Origin of the sequence: Pseudaquabacterium terrae, from assembly GCF_013266755.1 — a bacterium.
GTDB lineage: Bacteria > Pseudomonadota > Gammaproteobacteria > Burkholderiales > Burkholderiaceae_C > Pseudaquabacterium > Pseudaquabacterium terrae.
The window spans coordinates 317,262-333,281 of record NZ_JABRWJ010000001.1 but is presented as its reverse complement, the minus strand read 5'-3'; the positions used below and the strand labels follow the sequence as shown (position 1 = coordinate 333,281).

Below are 16,020 nucleotides of genomic sequence, written 5' to 3'. Positions count from 1 at the left end.
CGCGGCCCCGCGTCATCCGAAATGACGATGCGCCGATCGGCAGACGGGCGCGCAATCCGGAGATTGCCTTCCACATGAGGAGCTGCCATGGCGGTCTACAAGCTCGGCTCGAGCGGCGACGAAGTTCTGCGGCTGCAGCGCAAGCTGGCGGAGCTCGGTGTGTATGCAGGCCCGGTCGATGGCCAGTTCGGCGGCGGCACCTTCGCTGCAGTGACGAAGTACCAGCGCGAGGTCGGGCTCGAGGCCGATGGCATCGTCGGCGCGCTGACGTGGCAGCGGCTCTTCTCCGAGGAGATCCGGCCGCCGGTGCGGGTCACCGATTCGGACCTGGGCCGGCGTTGCCTCGCGCTGACCGGCTCCTTCGAAACCGGCGCGGGTGAGCCGGAGTGCTTCTGCGGCCTCAGCGGCGATTTTGATGGCCAGGGCATCAGCTTCGGCGTGCTGCAATGGAACTTCGGCCAGGGCTCATTGCAGCCGCTGCTGGCGGACATGTTCACGCAGCATCCGAACGTGCTCGGCGACATCTTCGGCGGGCACCTCGAGGCGCTGAAGCTCGCACTCGACTCCGACAAGGACGAGCTGATGGCCTTCGCGCGCTCGGTGCAGCATCCGGTCAAGCACACGGTTCACGAACCCTGGCGCGGCTTCGCGAAGTCGCTGGGCAGGACGCCGGAGTTCCAGGCGATCCAGACCCGGCACGCCGGCAAGCGGCTCGATGCCGCCGCCGCGCTGTGCAGGGAGTTCGGGCTGACGAGCGAGCGGGCGCTGGCACTGATGTTCGACATCGTGGTCCAGAACGGCAGCATCAGCGCGATCGTCAAGGCGCAGATTCGTGCCGACGAGCGAAACCTCGGCCCGGGCCTGGCGCCAGACAGGCGTGAGCTGGCGCTGATGGAGATCGTCGCCAATCGCCGCGCGCAGGCGGCCAATCCGCGCTGGGTGGACGACGTGCGGTCGCGCAAGCTGTGCATCGCGCGCGGCGAGGGAACCGTGCACGGCATCCCCTACGACCTGGAAAGCCAGTTCGGCATCGGCCTGCGCGATGCCGTGCGTTGACCTCGACTGACAAAGGACCCCCCATGAGCACCGGTTTCCGCAGCTTCGAACAGCATCTCTCGCCCGCGCCGGCGCCCAAGCGCATCCTCTCGCTCGACGGCGGTGGCCTGCGCGGCATGCTGAGCTTGCAGGTGCTGCGCAAGATCGAAGCGCTGCTGAAAGAGCGCGTCGGCGCCACCTGCCTGGGCGACTACTTCGATCTGATCGCCGGAACATCCACCGGTGCCATCATTGCCGGCGGCTTGTCGCTCGGCATGACGGTCGATCAGATCGAGGAGCACTATCGCGCGCTCGGCGCCACGGTGTTCAAGCGCAGCTTCTGGCGGCGCGGATTCGTGAGCGACAAGTTCGATGCCAACAAGGTTGCCGCGGCGCTGCAGGGCGTGTTCGGCACGCGCACGCTCAACTGCACCGACTTCCGCACCGGTCTGCTGGTGGTCGCCAAGCGGCTCGACACCGGCAGCACCTGGGTGCTGACGAACAACCCGCGGGCCAAGTACTTCAAGCCCGGCGACGACCGCAGCACGACCATTCCGAACGGCGAGTACCCGCTGTGGCAGGTGATCCGCGCGAGCACCGCGGCCCCCACATTCTTCGAGCCGGAGCTGATCTCCATCCATTCGCCGGACCGGCCCGACCGCCGGGACACCACCGGCCACTTCGTCGACGGCGGCGTCAGTCCGCACAACAATCCGAGCCTGCATGCGCTGATGGCGGTGACGATGGGCGGCTACGAGTTCGGCTGGCAGACCGGCGCCGACAAGCTGCTGCTGGTCTCGGTCGGCACCGGCAAGGCCAGCCCGACGGTGGACATCAGCAGGCTGGCGGCACTGCAGGGCGTGGCGGCGCTCAACAGCCTGATGGAGGACTGCGGCGATCTCGTCGAAGCGATGCTGCAGTGGCTGTCGGTCAGCGACACCGCGCGCCGGATCGATCGTGAAATGGGTTTGGCTGGGCCGGTGCTGGGCAAGACCCCGATGCTGACCTACCAGCGCTACAACGCGCTGTTCGACAGGGACTGGTTCAAGTCGGCACTCGAGCGCGATGTCTCCGACGACTACCTGCGCGGCATGGAGGTGATGGACGAGCCCGGGAACCTGGACGAGCTGAAGAAGATCGGCCAAGCGATCGCCGAGCGCCAGGTGCAGGCCGCTCACTTTCCGCCTGTATTCGACAAGGACGAGCCGGCCTGATCGGGCGCGAGGGTCCTGGGCGCGAACCGCCGGCCGGGCATTGGCGCCCGACCGGCGCGGCGGTGCGAGCCTATGGCGAGGCCAGCGGCGTGGCGTCGATCGTGCTGATCTCGAAAGCGCCGATGCGGGCCAGCCGCACCATCTGCGCCGTGCCGGCCGTCGAGCCGTCCTGCTCGTTGCGATCCCACAGCGCGAGCAGCGTGCGGCGTTCGCAGTCCCAGGACTCGGCCAGGTGCATCATCCATCGGCTGCCGCGCTCCCATGGCGTCAGCGTCTCCCGACGCGCGAGCCAGCGCGGCAGGCCAGCGCCGCGCTGCAGCACCAGGCGGCGCCCCTTCGCATGCGCTGCCCACAGCGCCAGGAAGCGGTTGCGCCAGGTGTCGTCGTAGTGGCTGAACACCTCCCGGGCGACCGCGTCCTTCTCCATCGGCAGACACAACCAGGTGTCGATGCCCTCGGCTGCACAGGCTTCCAGCGCCAGGATGTCGGCCCCGGGGGCTGCCGACACCAGCACGACCAGCGGCTCGCCGTCGGCCTTCAGCTTGCGCAGGCCATCGACGATCAGCGTGCGCGCGAGGTCTTCCCGGCCCTTCGGGAAACGAGGCCGGATCGCGTCGCCCCGGTCCACGGTGTGTCCGCTGAAGACGACCAGACGCGGCTTGCGCGTGCCGCCCGTTGCGGGCGGTCCATCCAGGCGTTCGATGACGGCGTTTGCCATGGCACCGCGCAGTCCCAGCTGCTCGAACAACTTCAGCTGGCCTCGGGCAGCGTTCCAGTAGAAGCCGGAGCGTGGCACCGCCGCCTCGTAGGCCTGCACGGTCGCGCTCGCCCCGGCGTCAGCCTCGTCGCCTTCCGTCAGGAACAGCAGGTCGGCGGCGCTGATGGCCGCCCAGGTCGCGGTCTCGCTGTCGCTCGCGCCGGGGGTCAGCGCGCGCTCGATCGACGCCCGCACGACGTGTTCCAGGGCGGTGAGCTGGCCGCCGAGGTCTTCGCGGTAGCGCTCGGCGGCGAGCTTGCGGTTGCCCAGCGTGAACAGGTTCTGGAACCTGGGGCTGTCGGCGATGGACTGCAGGATGCGGCCCATCTGGTAGGCCGCGATGCCCGGGAAGAAGTTGTTCAGGTCGATGTTGAATGCATCGCGGTAGGCCTCGAACGACTGCTTCAACTGGATGTCGAGCGCCCGCTCGCGGCGCTGATCGAGCGTCTCCAGCGGGTCGAACTTCAGGCGCCACAGCGTCTTCAGGTTGCGGCCCTCGAGCGCGAGCGCCTCGGAGCGCTGCTTGGGCATCAGGTTCTGGCGGTCGAGCACCTTCTGGATCGCCTGGTTCGATTGCTCCAGCAGCACGGGATCGAGCTCCCGCTTGTAGAGCCGTTCGTAGACATTGGCCAGCGCCAGGTTGGCGTCGAGGTCGAGCGGCGACCGCTTGCGCACCGCCTCCCACGTCGCGCGGGCGCCTTCGAAGTCGGTCACCGACCATTGCGCACGGCCGATCAGCTTCGAGCCTTCCCACTCGAATGACTCGCCGCGCACGTCCTCGGCCAGCAGGCGCAGCCAGCCCTTGTCGCGGCTCGCTTCGGCCTGCTGAACCTCCTCGACGAAGTCCAGCGGCACGATCGTCACGACGCTGGTGTCCGCTTCGGGCAGGCGCGGCAGCATCAGGAAGATCGGGCTGTCGGTTTCACGGTAGCCCGAGCGTGCGGCCTCGATCGCGGCGACGAGCGCGTCCACCTGCGCGCCCGGTTGCGCCACGGCATAGGCGAGGTAGCGGTTGCCGCCGATGTCGAACGGCGTCTTGTCGGCCGACGGGCTGCCCTTGATCAGCACGGTGTGCTTCTTGCGAAGGGCATGGCGCACGCCGAGCTCGTAGAAGACGTTGGCGTTGTGCACCGTGATGTCGCACACCACCAGGTCCGCCTGCAGCAGGAGGCGGAACATGTCCTCCTGGATGTTGCCTGGCTCCACCACTTGCGTGGTCGTGCCGCCGGCGATGCCGCACTTCTGCAGGGCCGGTTCGATCAGCTCGCGGTGGATGCGATCGAAGTCGATCTCGCAGCCATCCGAGTCGCGCTTGACGCCGAAGCCCCTGACCACGAAGCAGTTCATCGTCGCCCCCTGTCGATCGTCGATCGCGCCAGCCTAGTGCGCTTCGGCCCGCTGCGCGTCATGCGGCTTGAGGAGAGAGCAGCCCGGTTCCAAACTGGCGATTGACGCGGCGCGCGATCTGCGTTGCAGTGGCGCCCTGTCCTTTTGGACGAGACATGCTCAGCCTGACGCTGCTGCCCGCCGCCCACGGCGACGCGATCTGGATCGAATACGGTCCGGCGCGTGGCCGGCGCCGGGTGTTGATCGACGGTGGCCCGGCGCACACCTATGCCGGCCTGCAGGCGAAGCTCGAGAAGCTGAAGCCGGCGCAACGCAAGCTCGAGCTCTTCGTCGTCAGCCACATCGACGCCGACCACATCGACGGCGCGCTGATCCTGCTGCAGGACCGTGCCCGCCTGGGCCTGGCGATCAACGAAGTCTGGTTCAACACCTGGGCCCATCTGCCGGCGAACGAGCGCGATGTCTTCGCGCCGCTGCAGGGTGAGTTCCTCGGCGCGCTGATCGGGCTCGATGCGGCGCTGGCGAAGACGCTGAACAAGCGCTTCGGCCAGCGCGCGGTCGTCGTGCCGCCGCCGACCGAGGCCGCGCCGGCGCTGCCGGTGGTGGAGCTCGCCGGCGGCGCGCGGTTGACCTTGCTGGGGCCGAACCCGTCGGACCTGAAGCGGCTGCGCGCACGCTGGAGCGCGGCGATCCGCGATTTCACGCCCGGCGATGCCGAGGAGGCGCACCGCCGCCTGCTCGAACGCCGCGAGTACCGGCCGCCGACCGGGCCCGCGGTGTTCTCCGCACGCGCCTTCGGCGACGACCGGGCGCCCGCCAACGGCTCGAGCATCGCCTTCCTGTTCGAGGCCGACGGCCAGCGCGTGCTCTTCGGCGCCGATGCGCATGCGCGCACGCTGGCGACCAACCTGGCGCGGCTGTGCCTGGAGCGCGGCGTGCCCCGGGTGAAGCTCGACGCGGTGAAGCTGCCGCACCACGGCAGCATGGGCAACGTCAGCGCCGAGTGGCTGGCGCTGGTCGACTGCGAGCGCTGGCTGGTGTCGACCAACGGCGCGGTGTTCGGCCATCCGGATGTGCAGACCGCCGCGCTGGTGACGGCCAGCATGCCGGCGCGCAAGGTGCCGAGCTTTCACTGCAACTACCAGTGCGAGACGACCGAGCGGCTGCGCGACGGCGCGGCGGCCGGCGGCTGGAAGGTGGTCTTCCCGCCAAAAGACGCGGCCGGGCTGACGCTGCAGCTGGGATGAACACCATGTTGCCCGCGTCATCGACCCTGCCCGACGACGACGCCGGCGGCAGCGAATTCGAGCCCTTCGACGTCACGATCAGCCTCGGCCCCGAAGGCCTGCCCTGGCTGTCGGCGCAATCGAGCGCCGGCTTCGTGCACGGCATCCCGCGCCGCGATGCCGCACTGCCTTCGCTCGACGAGCTGCTCGACCTGGTCTGGGACTATGCCGACGCGATCGCCTTCGCCGAGCCCGAGCCGAACCCCGAGCTCGCCGCGCACCTGAAGACGCTGGTCTTCGGCGATCAGATGGTCGTGCAGCTGTTCCAGGCCACGCGCGGCATCGCAGCCGATCGGCGGCGCAAGATCCTGTTCCGCGTGCTGGCGTCGCCGCACCTCGCCGCGCTGCCCTGGGAGCTGCTGCCCGACCCGATCGCCCCGCCGCAGCCGCTGGCGCCGCGTTTCCTGGCGCTGGCGCCGGACGTGCAGATCGTGCGCCAGGCGCGCGGGCGCAGCTATTCGTCGCGGCCACGCACGGTGCGCCCGCCGCTGCACCTGCTGCTGGTGCTGTCGAGCCCGCGTTTCGCGGCCGATCAGGAAGGGCGTCATGAGTTCGATGTCTTCGAGGTCAAGCGCAGCCTGCTCGCCGAGCTGGCGCCGCTGCAGCGCGCCGGGCTGCTGGAGGTCGACGTCGAGGACCGGCCGACGGTCGACCGCCTGCGCCGGCGCATCGCGTCGCGGCCGCGCGGCTATCACGTCTTCCACTACGTCGGCCATGCGCTGCCCGACCAGCTGATCCTGGAGGACGACGGCGGCCACGCGCTGGAGGTGGAGAGCGCGCGGCTGATCGAGCTGCTGCGGCTGTGCCCGGACCTGCGGCTGGCGATCTTCGCCGGCTGCGAGACGGCGCGCGCCCGCGACGACCCGCTGGCCTTCGCCAAGGATGCCGCCGTCGGCTGGCGCGACCTGCTGAGCCTGGCCGACCGCTGCGTGCAAGGCGCCTGCCCGATCGTCATCGGCATGCAGGCGGTGCTGCCGCTGACGACCGAGCGCGTCTTCACGCGCTACCTGTACCAGGGGCTGGCCTCGGGGTACTCGGTGGTCGATGCGCTGCGCATCGCACGCGGGGCGGTGCATGGCGATCCGCGCCACGGCTCCTTGCTGCTCGACTGGTCGGTGCCGGTGCTCTTCGTCGGCGGCGAGGACCCCGGCCCGCTGCTGCCGCGCGGCGCGCTGCCGCAGCCGGTCGAAGAAGTGCGCCGCATCGAGCTGAAGCTCGGCCTGCGCACCTCGGGCGGCCGCTTCCTCGCGCGTGACCTGGCGCTGCGCCAGGTGGTCGAGATCCTCGGCGGCGCGGCGCGGCAGCGCGTGGTGGCGATCACCGGGGCCACGGGTACGGGAAAGTCGACGCTGGTCGAGCGCGCGCTCGAGGAGCTGGGGCCGGACGTCGGCATCGTGCTGTTCGTGCATGCGCGCACCATCGCGCCGGTGCTCGACGAGGCCTGTGCCGCCGCCGAGACGCCGCAGGGCCCCGACCCGCAGGCGCTGCTCGCGCAGCCGGCCGACGGCCTGGTGCTGCGCATGTGCGGCATCGTCGAGGAGCTGCTGGCGCGCGCCGGCGATCGGCCGGTGCGCCAGCCGCAGTGGAGCGCGCTCGACTGGTGGGAGCGCCTGGTCGGCGACCTGGCGCGGCGGCGCTGCGTCATCGCGCTCGACGAGGTGGGGCAGATCGACGTGCTGCAGCGCGGCCTGCTGCGCGCCGCCGTCGGGCTGTGGCTGCGTGAGCTGATCGCGCAGCGCCGCGAGAGCGCCGACGAACCGCGCATCGAGCAGGACCTGGAGGTGCTGCTGGCGAATGTGCAGCTGCTGCTGGAGGACGCCGAGCAGGCCGGCCAGCCCGGCGTCGATCGCCGCAGCGGCGGCGATGGCCTGCGGCCGCCCATCGAGCGCCGCGACCCGCTGCACGGGCTCGGCGACGGGCTGGCGCAGCTGGCTGAAGCGCTGGCCGGCCTGCCGCCGCGCTGGCGCGAACAGCTGGCCGAAGCGCTCGGCCAGGTGCTGCTCGACGTCTCGGCGCCCGACGACGCGATGGCCAGCATGGCGCGCCGCAGCGGCGCGGTGAGCGCGCCGCCGAGCTTCGAGCAGCGCTTCGAGCGGCTGGCGCACCAGCTCGCCGGCTGCGACGACATCCCGACGATCCTGCAGCTGATCAACCACCTGGAAACGATGCGGCGCGCCTCGGTCGCCGCGCTGCAGCTGCTGGTCGATCGGCGCGGGCTGATCCGCGTCGCGCTGGTGGCGCCGCATTCGCTGCGCGGTTTCCTCGAGCTCGATGCCGACGAGCTGTTCGAGCTGCGGCTGGCGCCGATGACCTGGAGCGACAGCTGGCGCTGGATCCGCCGCAGCCTGCCCGGGTTGCTGCGCTATGGCGAGGAGTTCCTATCGCGGCAGTGGATGCGCCTGGGCGCGCGCGCCGAGCTGTGGGAGGAGCTGGAACGCCGCGTGATCCGCCAGCGCGGCGGCACGCTCGACCTGGAGCGCGAGGTGCAGCAGATCGCCCCGCCGGCTTCTGCCGCATTCGTCAATGCGCGGCCGGCGCAGCGCTGGCGCCGCGGCGAGCGGCCGCTGCGCATCGCCGTCGCCGGCCCGCACCTGATCGGCCCGAGCGAGACCGCCGCGGCGCTGACGCAGACGGCGATCAACCACGGCGTGGCCGGCCGCGTCGTCTCCGATGGCCTGGCCGAAGGCGCGCTGGCGATGGTCGTCGACGAGCCGATGCCCTTCGACCCGGACGGCAGCATCAGCGAATCGCAGGTGCTCGAATGGCTCGAGCGGCTGTTCCGCAGCCGGCCCGACGTCGTGCTGCTCGACTACGGCCAGGAGATCGCCATCAACGCGCTGCAGGCCTACCAGCGCGAGGACTACCAGGCCCACCTGCTGCGCGGCATGACGCACCGCAGCCTGCTGATCGGCGCCGGCGGCAACGAGGGCGCGGGCGCGGCGACGATGCCGGTGCCCGGGGCCTACAGCGCGGTGCTGCAGGTCGGCGCAGCCAGCGCCGAGGGCGTGGTGCGGCGTTATGCCAGCTGGTCGGCGCGGCTCGGCAAGCCGGACCTTTTCATGGACGACGCGCTCGACAACACGCCGCTGGCGGGCGCGCTGCGGCGCCCCGCGCCGAGCACCACGGCGCCGCTGCGCGGCAGCAGCTTCGCCGCGCTGCATGCGGTGGCCGCCGCGGTGCTGGCCTGGTCGCTGCTGCCGACGCTGACGCCGCTGGGCGTGCGCCGCCTGCTCGAAGCCGCGGCACGCCCCGCCGGCCGGCCGGGGCAGCAGTTCCTGACCATCGACGCCGCGGTCGCGCTGGCGCGGCAGCGGCTCGTCGAGCGCGCGCTGCGCTCGGGCCCGTGCACGCTGGCGACGCTGAACGCGCTGACCGGCATCGAGCCGCCACTGCTGCTGCAGACCATCCGCGCGCTCGGCAGCCGCGTGATGCTGAACCAGGCCGGGCGGCTCGAGCGCTACGAGTGGGTGTGAGCCGCGGGCGTGGGGCTCAGAGCTCGACGATGCCCTTGAAGCCGCCCCAGAACATGCGCTTGCCGTCGAAGGGCATGTTCTTCGGGTCCATCATCGACGCCAGGCGCGGGTCCTTCATGACCTTGGCGTTGACGCTGTCGCGCTGGCGGCGCGACTTGAAGACGATCCACGCGAAGATCACGACCTCGCCTTCCTTGAGTTTGACGCTCTGCGGGAACGAGGTCCACTTGCCGGGCTTGACGTCGTCGGCGACGCACTCGACGTATTCGAGCGCGCCGTGCTCGCGCCAGATCTTGCCGGCCTTGCGCGCCATCTTGCGGTACTCGGCCAGGTTCGCCTGCGGCACCGGCAGCACGAATCCATCGACATAACGGGCCATGCGGGTCTCCTCGGTTGGGCTGAAGGCGCGCATCTTTGCCGAAATCGGCCGGCAGCGCGAGCGGAGCGCCTGACCCTAGCGCCGAAAAGCCATGGCCGTCGCGGGCCGATGCGCCATGGGGCGCCTGTGGGGCTGGCGTTTCCCTGACGCAGTGGACTAGAGTCGGCTTCCGATGACGCTGCGCGTGCATCACCCCCCCGAACCGGACTGCCCTCGCCTGCCCGCCGCGTTGGGCGCTGTCGCGTCGACGCTGCTGATTCCGCTGGCTGCGCGGGCCTGCGGCGATGCCCTCTTCCCCGAGGTGGCGGTGGGCGACCGGCATGCCGCGCGGCTGCTGCACGCACTCGGCGCCGAGGTCCAGCCCTTTCTCAACGACCAGCCGACGCTGTATGGCGTGCTGGCCCGCACGCAGGTGTTTCGCGGCCAGGCCGAAGCCTTCCTGCACGACCATCCACGCGCGCTGGGCATCAGCCTGGCCTGCGGCCTCGCGCACTACTTCCAGTGGCTGGACAACGGCCGCAACCGCTGGATCGATGCCGACCTGCCCGAGGTCACCGCGCTGCGCGAGCAGCTGCTGCCGAGCGAGCCGCGGCGCCGCAACGTCGGCTTCGACCTGTCGCAGCCCGGCTGGTGGCAGCGCCTGGACCTCCCTGGGCCGCACGCGCGCACGCCGCTGCTGCTGATCTGCGAGGGCGTGCTGATGTACTTCGAGCCGGCGCAGGTGGCCGCGGTGCTGCGCGAGATCGGCGACAACGCGCCGCCGGGCTCGCTGCTGCTGTTCGATTTCATCTGTGCCCAGGCGGTCGGCCAGGCGCAATGGCACCCGAGCGTGCGCCACACCGGGGCGCAGTTCCGCTGGGGCCCACGCCGCAGCGATGAGCTGGCCACGCTGCATCCGCGGCTGCAGCTGCAGGCGGAGCACCGCGTGATGCAAGGCTACGGCTGGCCGTTCGCGACGCTCGATCCGTTCTTCCGCTGGTGTTTCGGCGTGCCGCTGTACGGCGTCGCGCAGATGCGCGTGGCCCCTTGACGCGACGGGCACATCGCTTGCCGCGGTGGTGCATGTCCAGCAGCGGCAAGCCAGAAATCGAAGCGGCCTACGACGGGCTCGAGAAGGAGGTCCCGGACCGGGTCGCGCGCTGGATCCACTGGCTGCGCGATCCGAAGGCGCGCTGGGTGCGCTGGCCCGTCGGCCTGCTGCTGATCTTCGGCAGCTTCCTGTGGTTTCTGCCGATCATCGGCCTCGAATGGCTGCCGATCGGCCTGCTGCTGATCGCGCAGGACGTGCCCTTCCTGCGCAAGCCGGTGGGCCGCATGATGCTCGCGCTCGAGAGCGCCTGGCGGCGCCTGGAGCGCTGGTGGAAGGAACGGCGCCGGCGCTGAAGCCCCGCCTTCAGCGCACCTGCATGCGTTCGAGCAGGCCGAGGTAGGTTCGCACGTCACGTGCCACGGCGTGGCCCGGGTAGCGCTTCAGCAGGCGCCGCAGCAGCGTGACCGCCTGGTCGTGCCGGCGGCCGTAGTCGTGCATCAGTTGCGCGCCGAGGAAGAACACGCCCGGCAGGTCCTCGTGCTCGGGAAAGCGCTTGTCGAAGCCCTGCAGCAGCTGCACCGCCAATGCCTGGTCACCATGCTTCACGGCGGCCTGGGCCAGCGGCAGCACGGCGCGGCCTTCCTGCACGATGAACCCGGGATCGATCTTCTGCAGCGTGCGCCAGGCGGCCAAGGCCTCCTTGCCGCGCCCGGCGAGGGCCCGCGCGGCCAGCCATTGCTGGCCCTGCGCGAGCACCGACACCGTGTCGCCGACCTCCTGGTACAGCGCATGCAGCTGGTCGTTGAAGTCGGGATCGAGCGGCGTTTCGCGCAGCGTTTCGTTCAGCGCGGCGATCGCCTCGCCGTAGCGGCAGTCGTCGAGCAGCGCGTGCAGCCGCTGCTCGAACTCCGCACGTGCGGGCGCCGGCGCGAGCGGCGCTGCCGACGCAGGCCGGTGTCTGCGCAGGCGCCACATCAATGGCAGCCGGCGCCAGAACGGCGCGCTGCGCCGTGGCGGGTGCTGCACGTCCAGCGCCTTGTCCCTCATGCCCATTCCCTCGCGTCGAGCGCGGGATTCTTCCATGGGCGGGGTGGGCCGGCGGCACCCCTGATCGCGGGGGGCGCTCAGGCGACGGCGTCGGCCAGCGCGCGCCGCCGCAGTGCCAGCGCACCGCTGGCGAGCGCGACGCCAGCGACCGCGGCGGCGACCGCCAGGCCGTCGACGAGCCCCAGCGCCTCGCCCAGCCACCACCAGCCGCCGAGCGCGGAGACCACCGGCGCCAGCGCGCCGAAGGCGGCGGCGCGTGCCGCGCCGAGGCGGTCGATCGCCGCGGAGAAGGTCCACAGCCCGAGCACACCGGCAATCACGCCTTGCGACAGCGCATGCCACGCGAGCTCGGCAGCGGGCAGCGCGAACAGCGCGCGCGGCACCGCATCGAACAGCAGCGCCGCCGGCAACAGCAGCAGCACCGACCAGGTGTTGACCAGTGCCGCGCCCTGCCACGGCGTCAGCCCCGAGCGGCGGAAGGCCAGCGTGTAGCCGGCCCAGAGCAGCGCCGCCAGCAGGAGCAGCGCATCGCCGCGCCAGACCTGCGAGCTGCCGAAGTCCGCCATCGAGCGCGCGCCCAACAGCGCGACGCCGGCGCCCATCAGCAGCAAGCCGAGTGCGCGCGCGGCGCCCGGCCGCTCGCGCCACAGCGCCCAGGCCAGCAGGCTGGCGAAGAGCGGCGACGCGCCGGCCATCAACACCCCCATGTGCGCGGCGGGCGCGAACCGCGTGCCGCTCATCGCGACGAGCCCGAAAGGCAGCCCGGCGCCGGCGAGCATGAAGAACGCGTGGTGCAGCGCCAGCGGTTTCGGAAACAGCCCGCTGCGCCAGGTCAGCGGCAACAGCAGCAGCGCCGGGATGCCGTAGCGCAGCCAGACCAGCTCGGCCGGCTGCAGCGTCGTGGTCACCGCCTGCCGCGTCACCACCTGCCAGCTGCCGCCGATCAGCGCGGCAGCGAGGCCGAACAGCAGGCCGGCGAGAAAGCGGCGGTCGGTGGAGTCGGTCATCGGTCGTCGGGTGCGGTGGCAGGGGTCCCGACGAGTGTGCGGTTCAGCCGGGCGGCGGCGCTGTCGAAAACGTGCGCATTGCGCTCGGCGTCGCGCCAACCGTGCGCCGGAACGCGGCGCTGAAGTGGCTGTGGCTCGCGTAGCCGAGGTCGAGCGCCAGGCGCGTCAGGTCGCGCTCGCCCTGCGCCAGGCGCTGCAGCGCCAGCGTGATGCGCAGGCGTGTGCGAAAGCCGTGCAGGCTGGCGCCGGTGTGGCGGCGGAACTGGCGCGCCAGGTGGAAGGGCGAGGCATGCACCGCGCGCGCGATCTCGGCCAGCGTGTCGCCGCGCGCCGGATCGCTGGCCAGCAGCTCGCGCGCACGTTCGACGGCGCGTGGCACGCCGGTGCCGTCGTCGGCCGGCGCGTCGAGCAGGTGCTGCAGCAGGCCGAGCAGCGCTTCCTCGACTGCCAGCGGCTCGGCCTGACCCGTGAAGAGCGCCTGCTGCCAGCGCCGCAGCGCCAGGTGCTGCGACAGGCTGACCTTGCGCCGGCCGGCCGCCGCCGCATCGGCGCCGTGCAGGCACAGCAGGTGGCTGCGCTGGCCGGCGCGCGGCTGGCGCATTCGGTAGCTGCGCGCCGGTGTCAACCACAACGCGGCGGCGCTGTCGCAGACGAAGCGCGTGCCGTGGCCGCTGCTTTCAGGTGTCAGCGCGCATTCGAAGCAATCCGACACCGGCAGCAGCAGGCGCGCGCTGTCGGGCCGGTAGTCGGCGCTCCAATGCGGCAGCGCTTCCTGCAGCCGCAGCGTCTGCCAGGTCAGCAGCGGCGTCGCGAAGAGGGTGCGGCGGTCGTAGGGCATTGCTCGCCCTTTGAAGTGCTCGGCCTACTTCGCGAACAACTGGTCGAGGTTCGCGAAGGCCTTGATCTCGATCGCGTTGCCCGACGGATCGAGGAAGAACATCGTCGCCTGCTCGCCGGGCTCGCCCTTGAAGCGCACGTAGGGCTCGATGACGAACTCGGTGCCGGCGGCGCGCAGCTTCGCGGCCAGCGCCTCCCATTGCGGGATCGTCAGCACGGCGCCGAAGTGCCGTACCGGCACCTGGTGGCCGTCGACTGCGCTGGTCGAGCGGTGGCCGCATTCGTCGGGCGCCAGGTGGGCGACGATCTGGTGGCCGAAGAAATCGAAGTCCACCCACTCGGGTGCGCTGCGGCCTTCGGGGCAGCCGAGCAAGTCACCATAGAAGCGGCGCGCGGCGGCGATGTCGTGCACCGGAAAGGCGAGGTGGAACGGGGGCATGGTCGGGGTGCTCATGACCACCGAGTCTAGTGCGCTAGGCGCGCTCGAAGTCCAGGTGCCCCTGCTCCGCCGACACGGCGACCAGCCGCACGCGCAGCGCATCGCCGACATCCAGCCCCTCGAAGCCGCGCACGAGGCGCCCTTCGACCATCGGCCGAGCGATGCGCACGAAAGTGCCCTTGCTCGGCGCGCCGGTGACGATGGCGTCGAAGACCTCGCCGATGCGCTCGTGCAGCAGCAGCGCGGCAGCAGCCTTCAGCACCTGGCGCTCGACGCGGTTGGCGTTGTCTTCCTGCAGCGTGCAGTGGCGCGCGATCAGCGCCAGCTGCTCGGCGTCGTACGGCGGTGTCTCGCCGGCGAGGGCCGCCTTCAACAGGCGTTGCGTGATCAGGTCCGGGAAGCGGCGGTTCGGCGCGGTGGAGTGCGCGTAGTCGTTGACCGCCAGGCCGAAGTGGCCGCGGGTGGTGCCGTTGGTGGCGCCATTGCCCTGCTCGGCCGCGTATTCGCCCGAGCCGAGCAGTTTCACCACCGCCAGCGACAGGTCGGCGAAGCCCGCGGGGTCGGCGGCGCGCTGGGCGGCGAGGAAGCGGTCGAGTGCCAGCGCGTCGGGCAACGCAGGCAGCGTGCTGCCGTGCGACGCCGCCAGCGCGACGATGCGGTCCCAGCGCCGCGGCGCCGACAGCATGCGGCGCAGCGACGGAAAGCCCTGCTGCGCGAGGAAGCGCGCGGTCGCGCTGTTGGCCGCGATCATCAGGTCGGCGATCAAGTCCTTCGCGCGGTTCTTCTCGTCGGGCCGCAGGTCGACCAGCCGGCCGTCGTCATCGAACACCGCCCGCGCCTGGCTGGTGCGCACGCTCAGGGCGCCGCGCCGCACGCGCCACTGGCGCAGCTGCTGGGCGATGCTGTCGTGCAGGCGCAGTTGCGCGGCGAGCTCCGGCACGCCCTGCAGTGCGTCGGTGAGTGCCGGCGGCGCGCTGGCCGGCTCGGCGAGCCAGGCGGCGACGGCGTCGTAGGTCAGCTTCGCGCGATTCAGCACCGTCGCGCGGTAGAGCGTGCTGCCGACCACCGTGCCATCGGCGGCGAGGCTCATGTCGACCACCAGCGCGAGGCGTTCCTGGCCTTCGTGCAGCGAGCTCAGGTCGGTCGACAGCGCCAGCGGCAGCATCGGAAAGACGCCGGCCGCGGTGTAGACGGAGGTGGTGTTGGCGGCGGCGTGGTTGTCGATCGCCTCGCCCGGCGCGACGAAGGCGTCGACATCGGCGACGGCGACCAGCAGCCGCGCGCCGCCATCGGGCAGCGGCTCGGCCCAGCTCAATTGATCGAGGTCGCGCGTGTCGTCGTTGTCGATCGAGAACCAGGGCAGGCCGCACAGATCGCGCAACTCACCAGGCTGCGGCCGCGGGCCGCTGCGGCGCAGGCTCTCGGCTTCGGCGAGCGCCTGCGGCGCGAAGTGCTCCAGCAGGCCGCGGGCCTGCATCGCCTCGGTTGCGATGCGCTGCAGGTCCGTGGGGGTCAATGGGGCACCCTACGGCCTCCGGCCGGTCCCGCCGAGCGGGAGCGAGCCCCTCCGGGCGGCCGCGCGGGGCTCAGTCACTTCCATTCCCAGAGCTGACCCTTCGTATTGCCCTGCGGGTCGATCTCGAACTCGAAGACGCCGGCGATCGAGTTCAGCTTCTGCCATGCCGGCGAGGCCGACTGGTAGTACACCGCGCCGCGGTAGCTGATCGCGCCGTCCTTCTTCATCGTACCGACGCCACCGCCCTTCCAGGTGGCGGTTTCGCCGGCCTGGCCCATCAGCAGGCCCTGGCCTTCGCCGTAGAGGCTGCCGTCGGGCCGCACGCAGGCCACGTAGGTGCCGAGGTCGGTCGCCTTGACGCCATAGATCGCGCCAGCGGCCTGGAAGGAGGTCTCGATCCGCGGCGCGCCGCCTTCGGACGGCAGCACGCGCTGCGACGTGATCTTCCCGATGTCTTCGCCTATGCGTTCGCCCAGCATTCGATGCTCCTTTCCAACCCGACGGGTTGTCCTGACCTCGACCGTTGCGCTCCGGGCACCGTGTCCCGAGGGGGCTGCCGCGGCGCAGGGGGCGCCACCGCATGGCGCGTTCCAGCGATGGGAGCGCGCCATGTGGCGGCAACGATAGTCCTCGGGCGCGCGGACCGCAATGGG

General features: G+C 71.3%; 14 protein-coding genes. 6 read left to right on the top strand and 8 right to left on the bottom strand.

Annotation, left to right across the window (positions count from 1 at the left end):
* Positions 1 to 87 precede the first annotated feature (87 nt).
* Positions 88 to 1,056, top strand: coding sequence for a peptidoglycan-binding domain-containing protein (locus HLB44_RS01575; RefSeq protein ID WP_173119910.1), 969 nt, complete (start codon positions 88 to 90; stop codon positions 1,054 to 1,056).
* A gap of 23 nt (positions 1,057 to 1,079) precedes the next feature.
* Entirely contained in the window at positions 1,080 to 2,249 is a 1,170-nt protein-coding gene (locus tag HLB44_RS01570) for a patatin-like phospholipase family protein (RefSeq protein ID WP_173119908.1), read from the top strand.
* Between the two features lie 70 nt (positions 2,250 to 2,319).
* Here HLB44_RS01570 and HLB44_RS01565 read toward each other — a convergent pair whose 3' ends face one another.
* Positions 2,320 to 4,353, bottom strand: a complete 2,034-nt coding sequence (locus HLB44_RS01565) for a tetratricopeptide repeat-containing protein (protein ID WP_173119906.1) — start codon at positions 4,351 to 4,353, stop codon at positions 2,320 to 2,322.
* Between the two features lie 155 nt (positions 4,354 to 4,508).
* Here HLB44_RS01565 and HLB44_RS01560 point away from each other — a divergent pair, with 155 nt between their 5' ends.
* Both HLB44_RS01560 and HLB44_RS01555 read left to right on the top strand, forming a co-directional pair.
* Positions 4,509 to 5,600, top strand: a complete 1,092-nt coding sequence (locus tag HLB44_RS01560; RefSeq protein WP_173119904.1) for a ComEC/Rec2 family competence protein — start codon at positions 4,509 to 4,511, stop codon at positions 5,598 to 5,600.
* Between the two features lie 5 nt (positions 5,601 to 5,605).
* Complete coding sequence (locus tag HLB44_RS01555) at positions 5,606 to 9,112, top strand: CHAT domain-containing protein (RefSeq protein ID WP_173119903.1); 3,507 nt, start codon at positions 5,606 to 5,608, stop codon at positions 9,110 to 9,112.
* Positions 9,113 to 9,128: 16 nt separating this feature from the next.
* On the opposite strand, the gene HLB44_RS01550 is transcribed toward HLB44_RS01555, so the two are convergent.
* Positions 9,129 to 9,491, bottom strand: a complete 363-nt coding sequence (locus HLB44_RS01550; RefSeq protein ID WP_173119901.1) for a DUF1428 domain-containing protein — start codon at positions 9,489 to 9,491, stop codon at positions 9,129 to 9,131.
* Between the two features lie 184 nt (positions 9,492 to 9,675).
* Here HLB44_RS01550 and HLB44_RS01545 point away from each other — a divergent pair, with 184 nt between their 5' ends.
* Together HLB44_RS01545 and HLB44_RS01540 are read left to right on the top strand one after the other, a co-directional pair.
* Positions 9,676 to 10,521: a class I SAM-dependent methyltransferase gene (locus HLB44_RS01545; RefSeq protein WP_343051197.1), complete on the top strand. Its 846-nt coding sequence runs from the start codon at positions 9,676 to 9,678 to the stop codon at positions 10,519 to 10,521.
* A 32-nt stretch (positions 10,522 to 10,553) separates the two neighbouring features.
* Positions 10,554 to 10,874 (top strand): hypothetical protein, encoded by a 321-nt coding sequence (locus HLB44_RS01540; protein ID WP_173119897.1) that lies wholly within the window; start codon positions 10,554 to 10,556, stop codon positions 10,872 to 10,874.
* Positions 10,875 to 10,884: 10 nt separating this feature from the next.
* On the opposite strand, the gene HLB44_RS01535 is transcribed toward HLB44_RS01540, so the two are convergent.
* The 6 genes from HLB44_RS01535 to HLB44_RS01510 form a co-directional block, all read right to left on the bottom strand.
* Positions 10,885 to 11,568: a tetratricopeptide repeat protein gene (locus HLB44_RS01535; protein WP_173119895.1), complete on the bottom strand. Its 684-nt coding sequence runs from the start codon at positions 11,566 to 11,568 to the stop codon at positions 10,885 to 10,887.
* Positions 11,569 to 11,645: 77 nt separating this feature from the next.
* Entirely contained in the window at positions 11,646 to 12,575 is a 930-nt protein-coding gene (locus tag HLB44_RS01530; protein WP_173119893.1) for a DMT family transporter, read from the bottom strand.
* A 43-nt stretch (positions 12,576 to 12,618) separates the two neighbouring features.
* The gene (locus HLB44_RS01525; protein WP_173119891.1) at positions 12,619 to 13,413 is read right to left on the bottom strand and encodes a helix-turn-helix transcriptional regulator; all 795 of its coding nucleotides are present in this window, start codon (positions 13,411 to 13,413) and stop codon (positions 12,619 to 12,621) included.
* Between the two features lie 24 nt (positions 13,414 to 13,437).
* Positions 13,438 to 13,866: a VOC family protein gene (locus HLB44_RS01520; protein ID WP_173119889.1), complete on the bottom strand. Its 429-nt coding sequence runs from the start codon at positions 13,864 to 13,866 to the stop codon at positions 13,438 to 13,440.
* Between the two features lie 19 nt (positions 13,867 to 13,885).
* Positions 13,886 to 15,367 (bottom strand): RNB domain-containing ribonuclease, encoded by a 1,482-nt coding sequence (locus HLB44_RS01515; RefSeq protein ID WP_217283500.1) that lies wholly within the window; start codon positions 15,365 to 15,367, stop codon positions 13,886 to 13,888.
* A gap of 74 nt (positions 15,368 to 15,441) precedes the next feature.
* Positions 15,442 to 15,846: a hypothetical protein gene (locus tag HLB44_RS01510; protein ID WP_173119887.1), complete on the bottom strand. Its 405-nt coding sequence runs from the start codon at positions 15,844 to 15,846 to the stop codon at positions 15,442 to 15,444.
* Between the last annotated feature and the right edge of the window lie 174 nt (positions 15,847 to 16,020).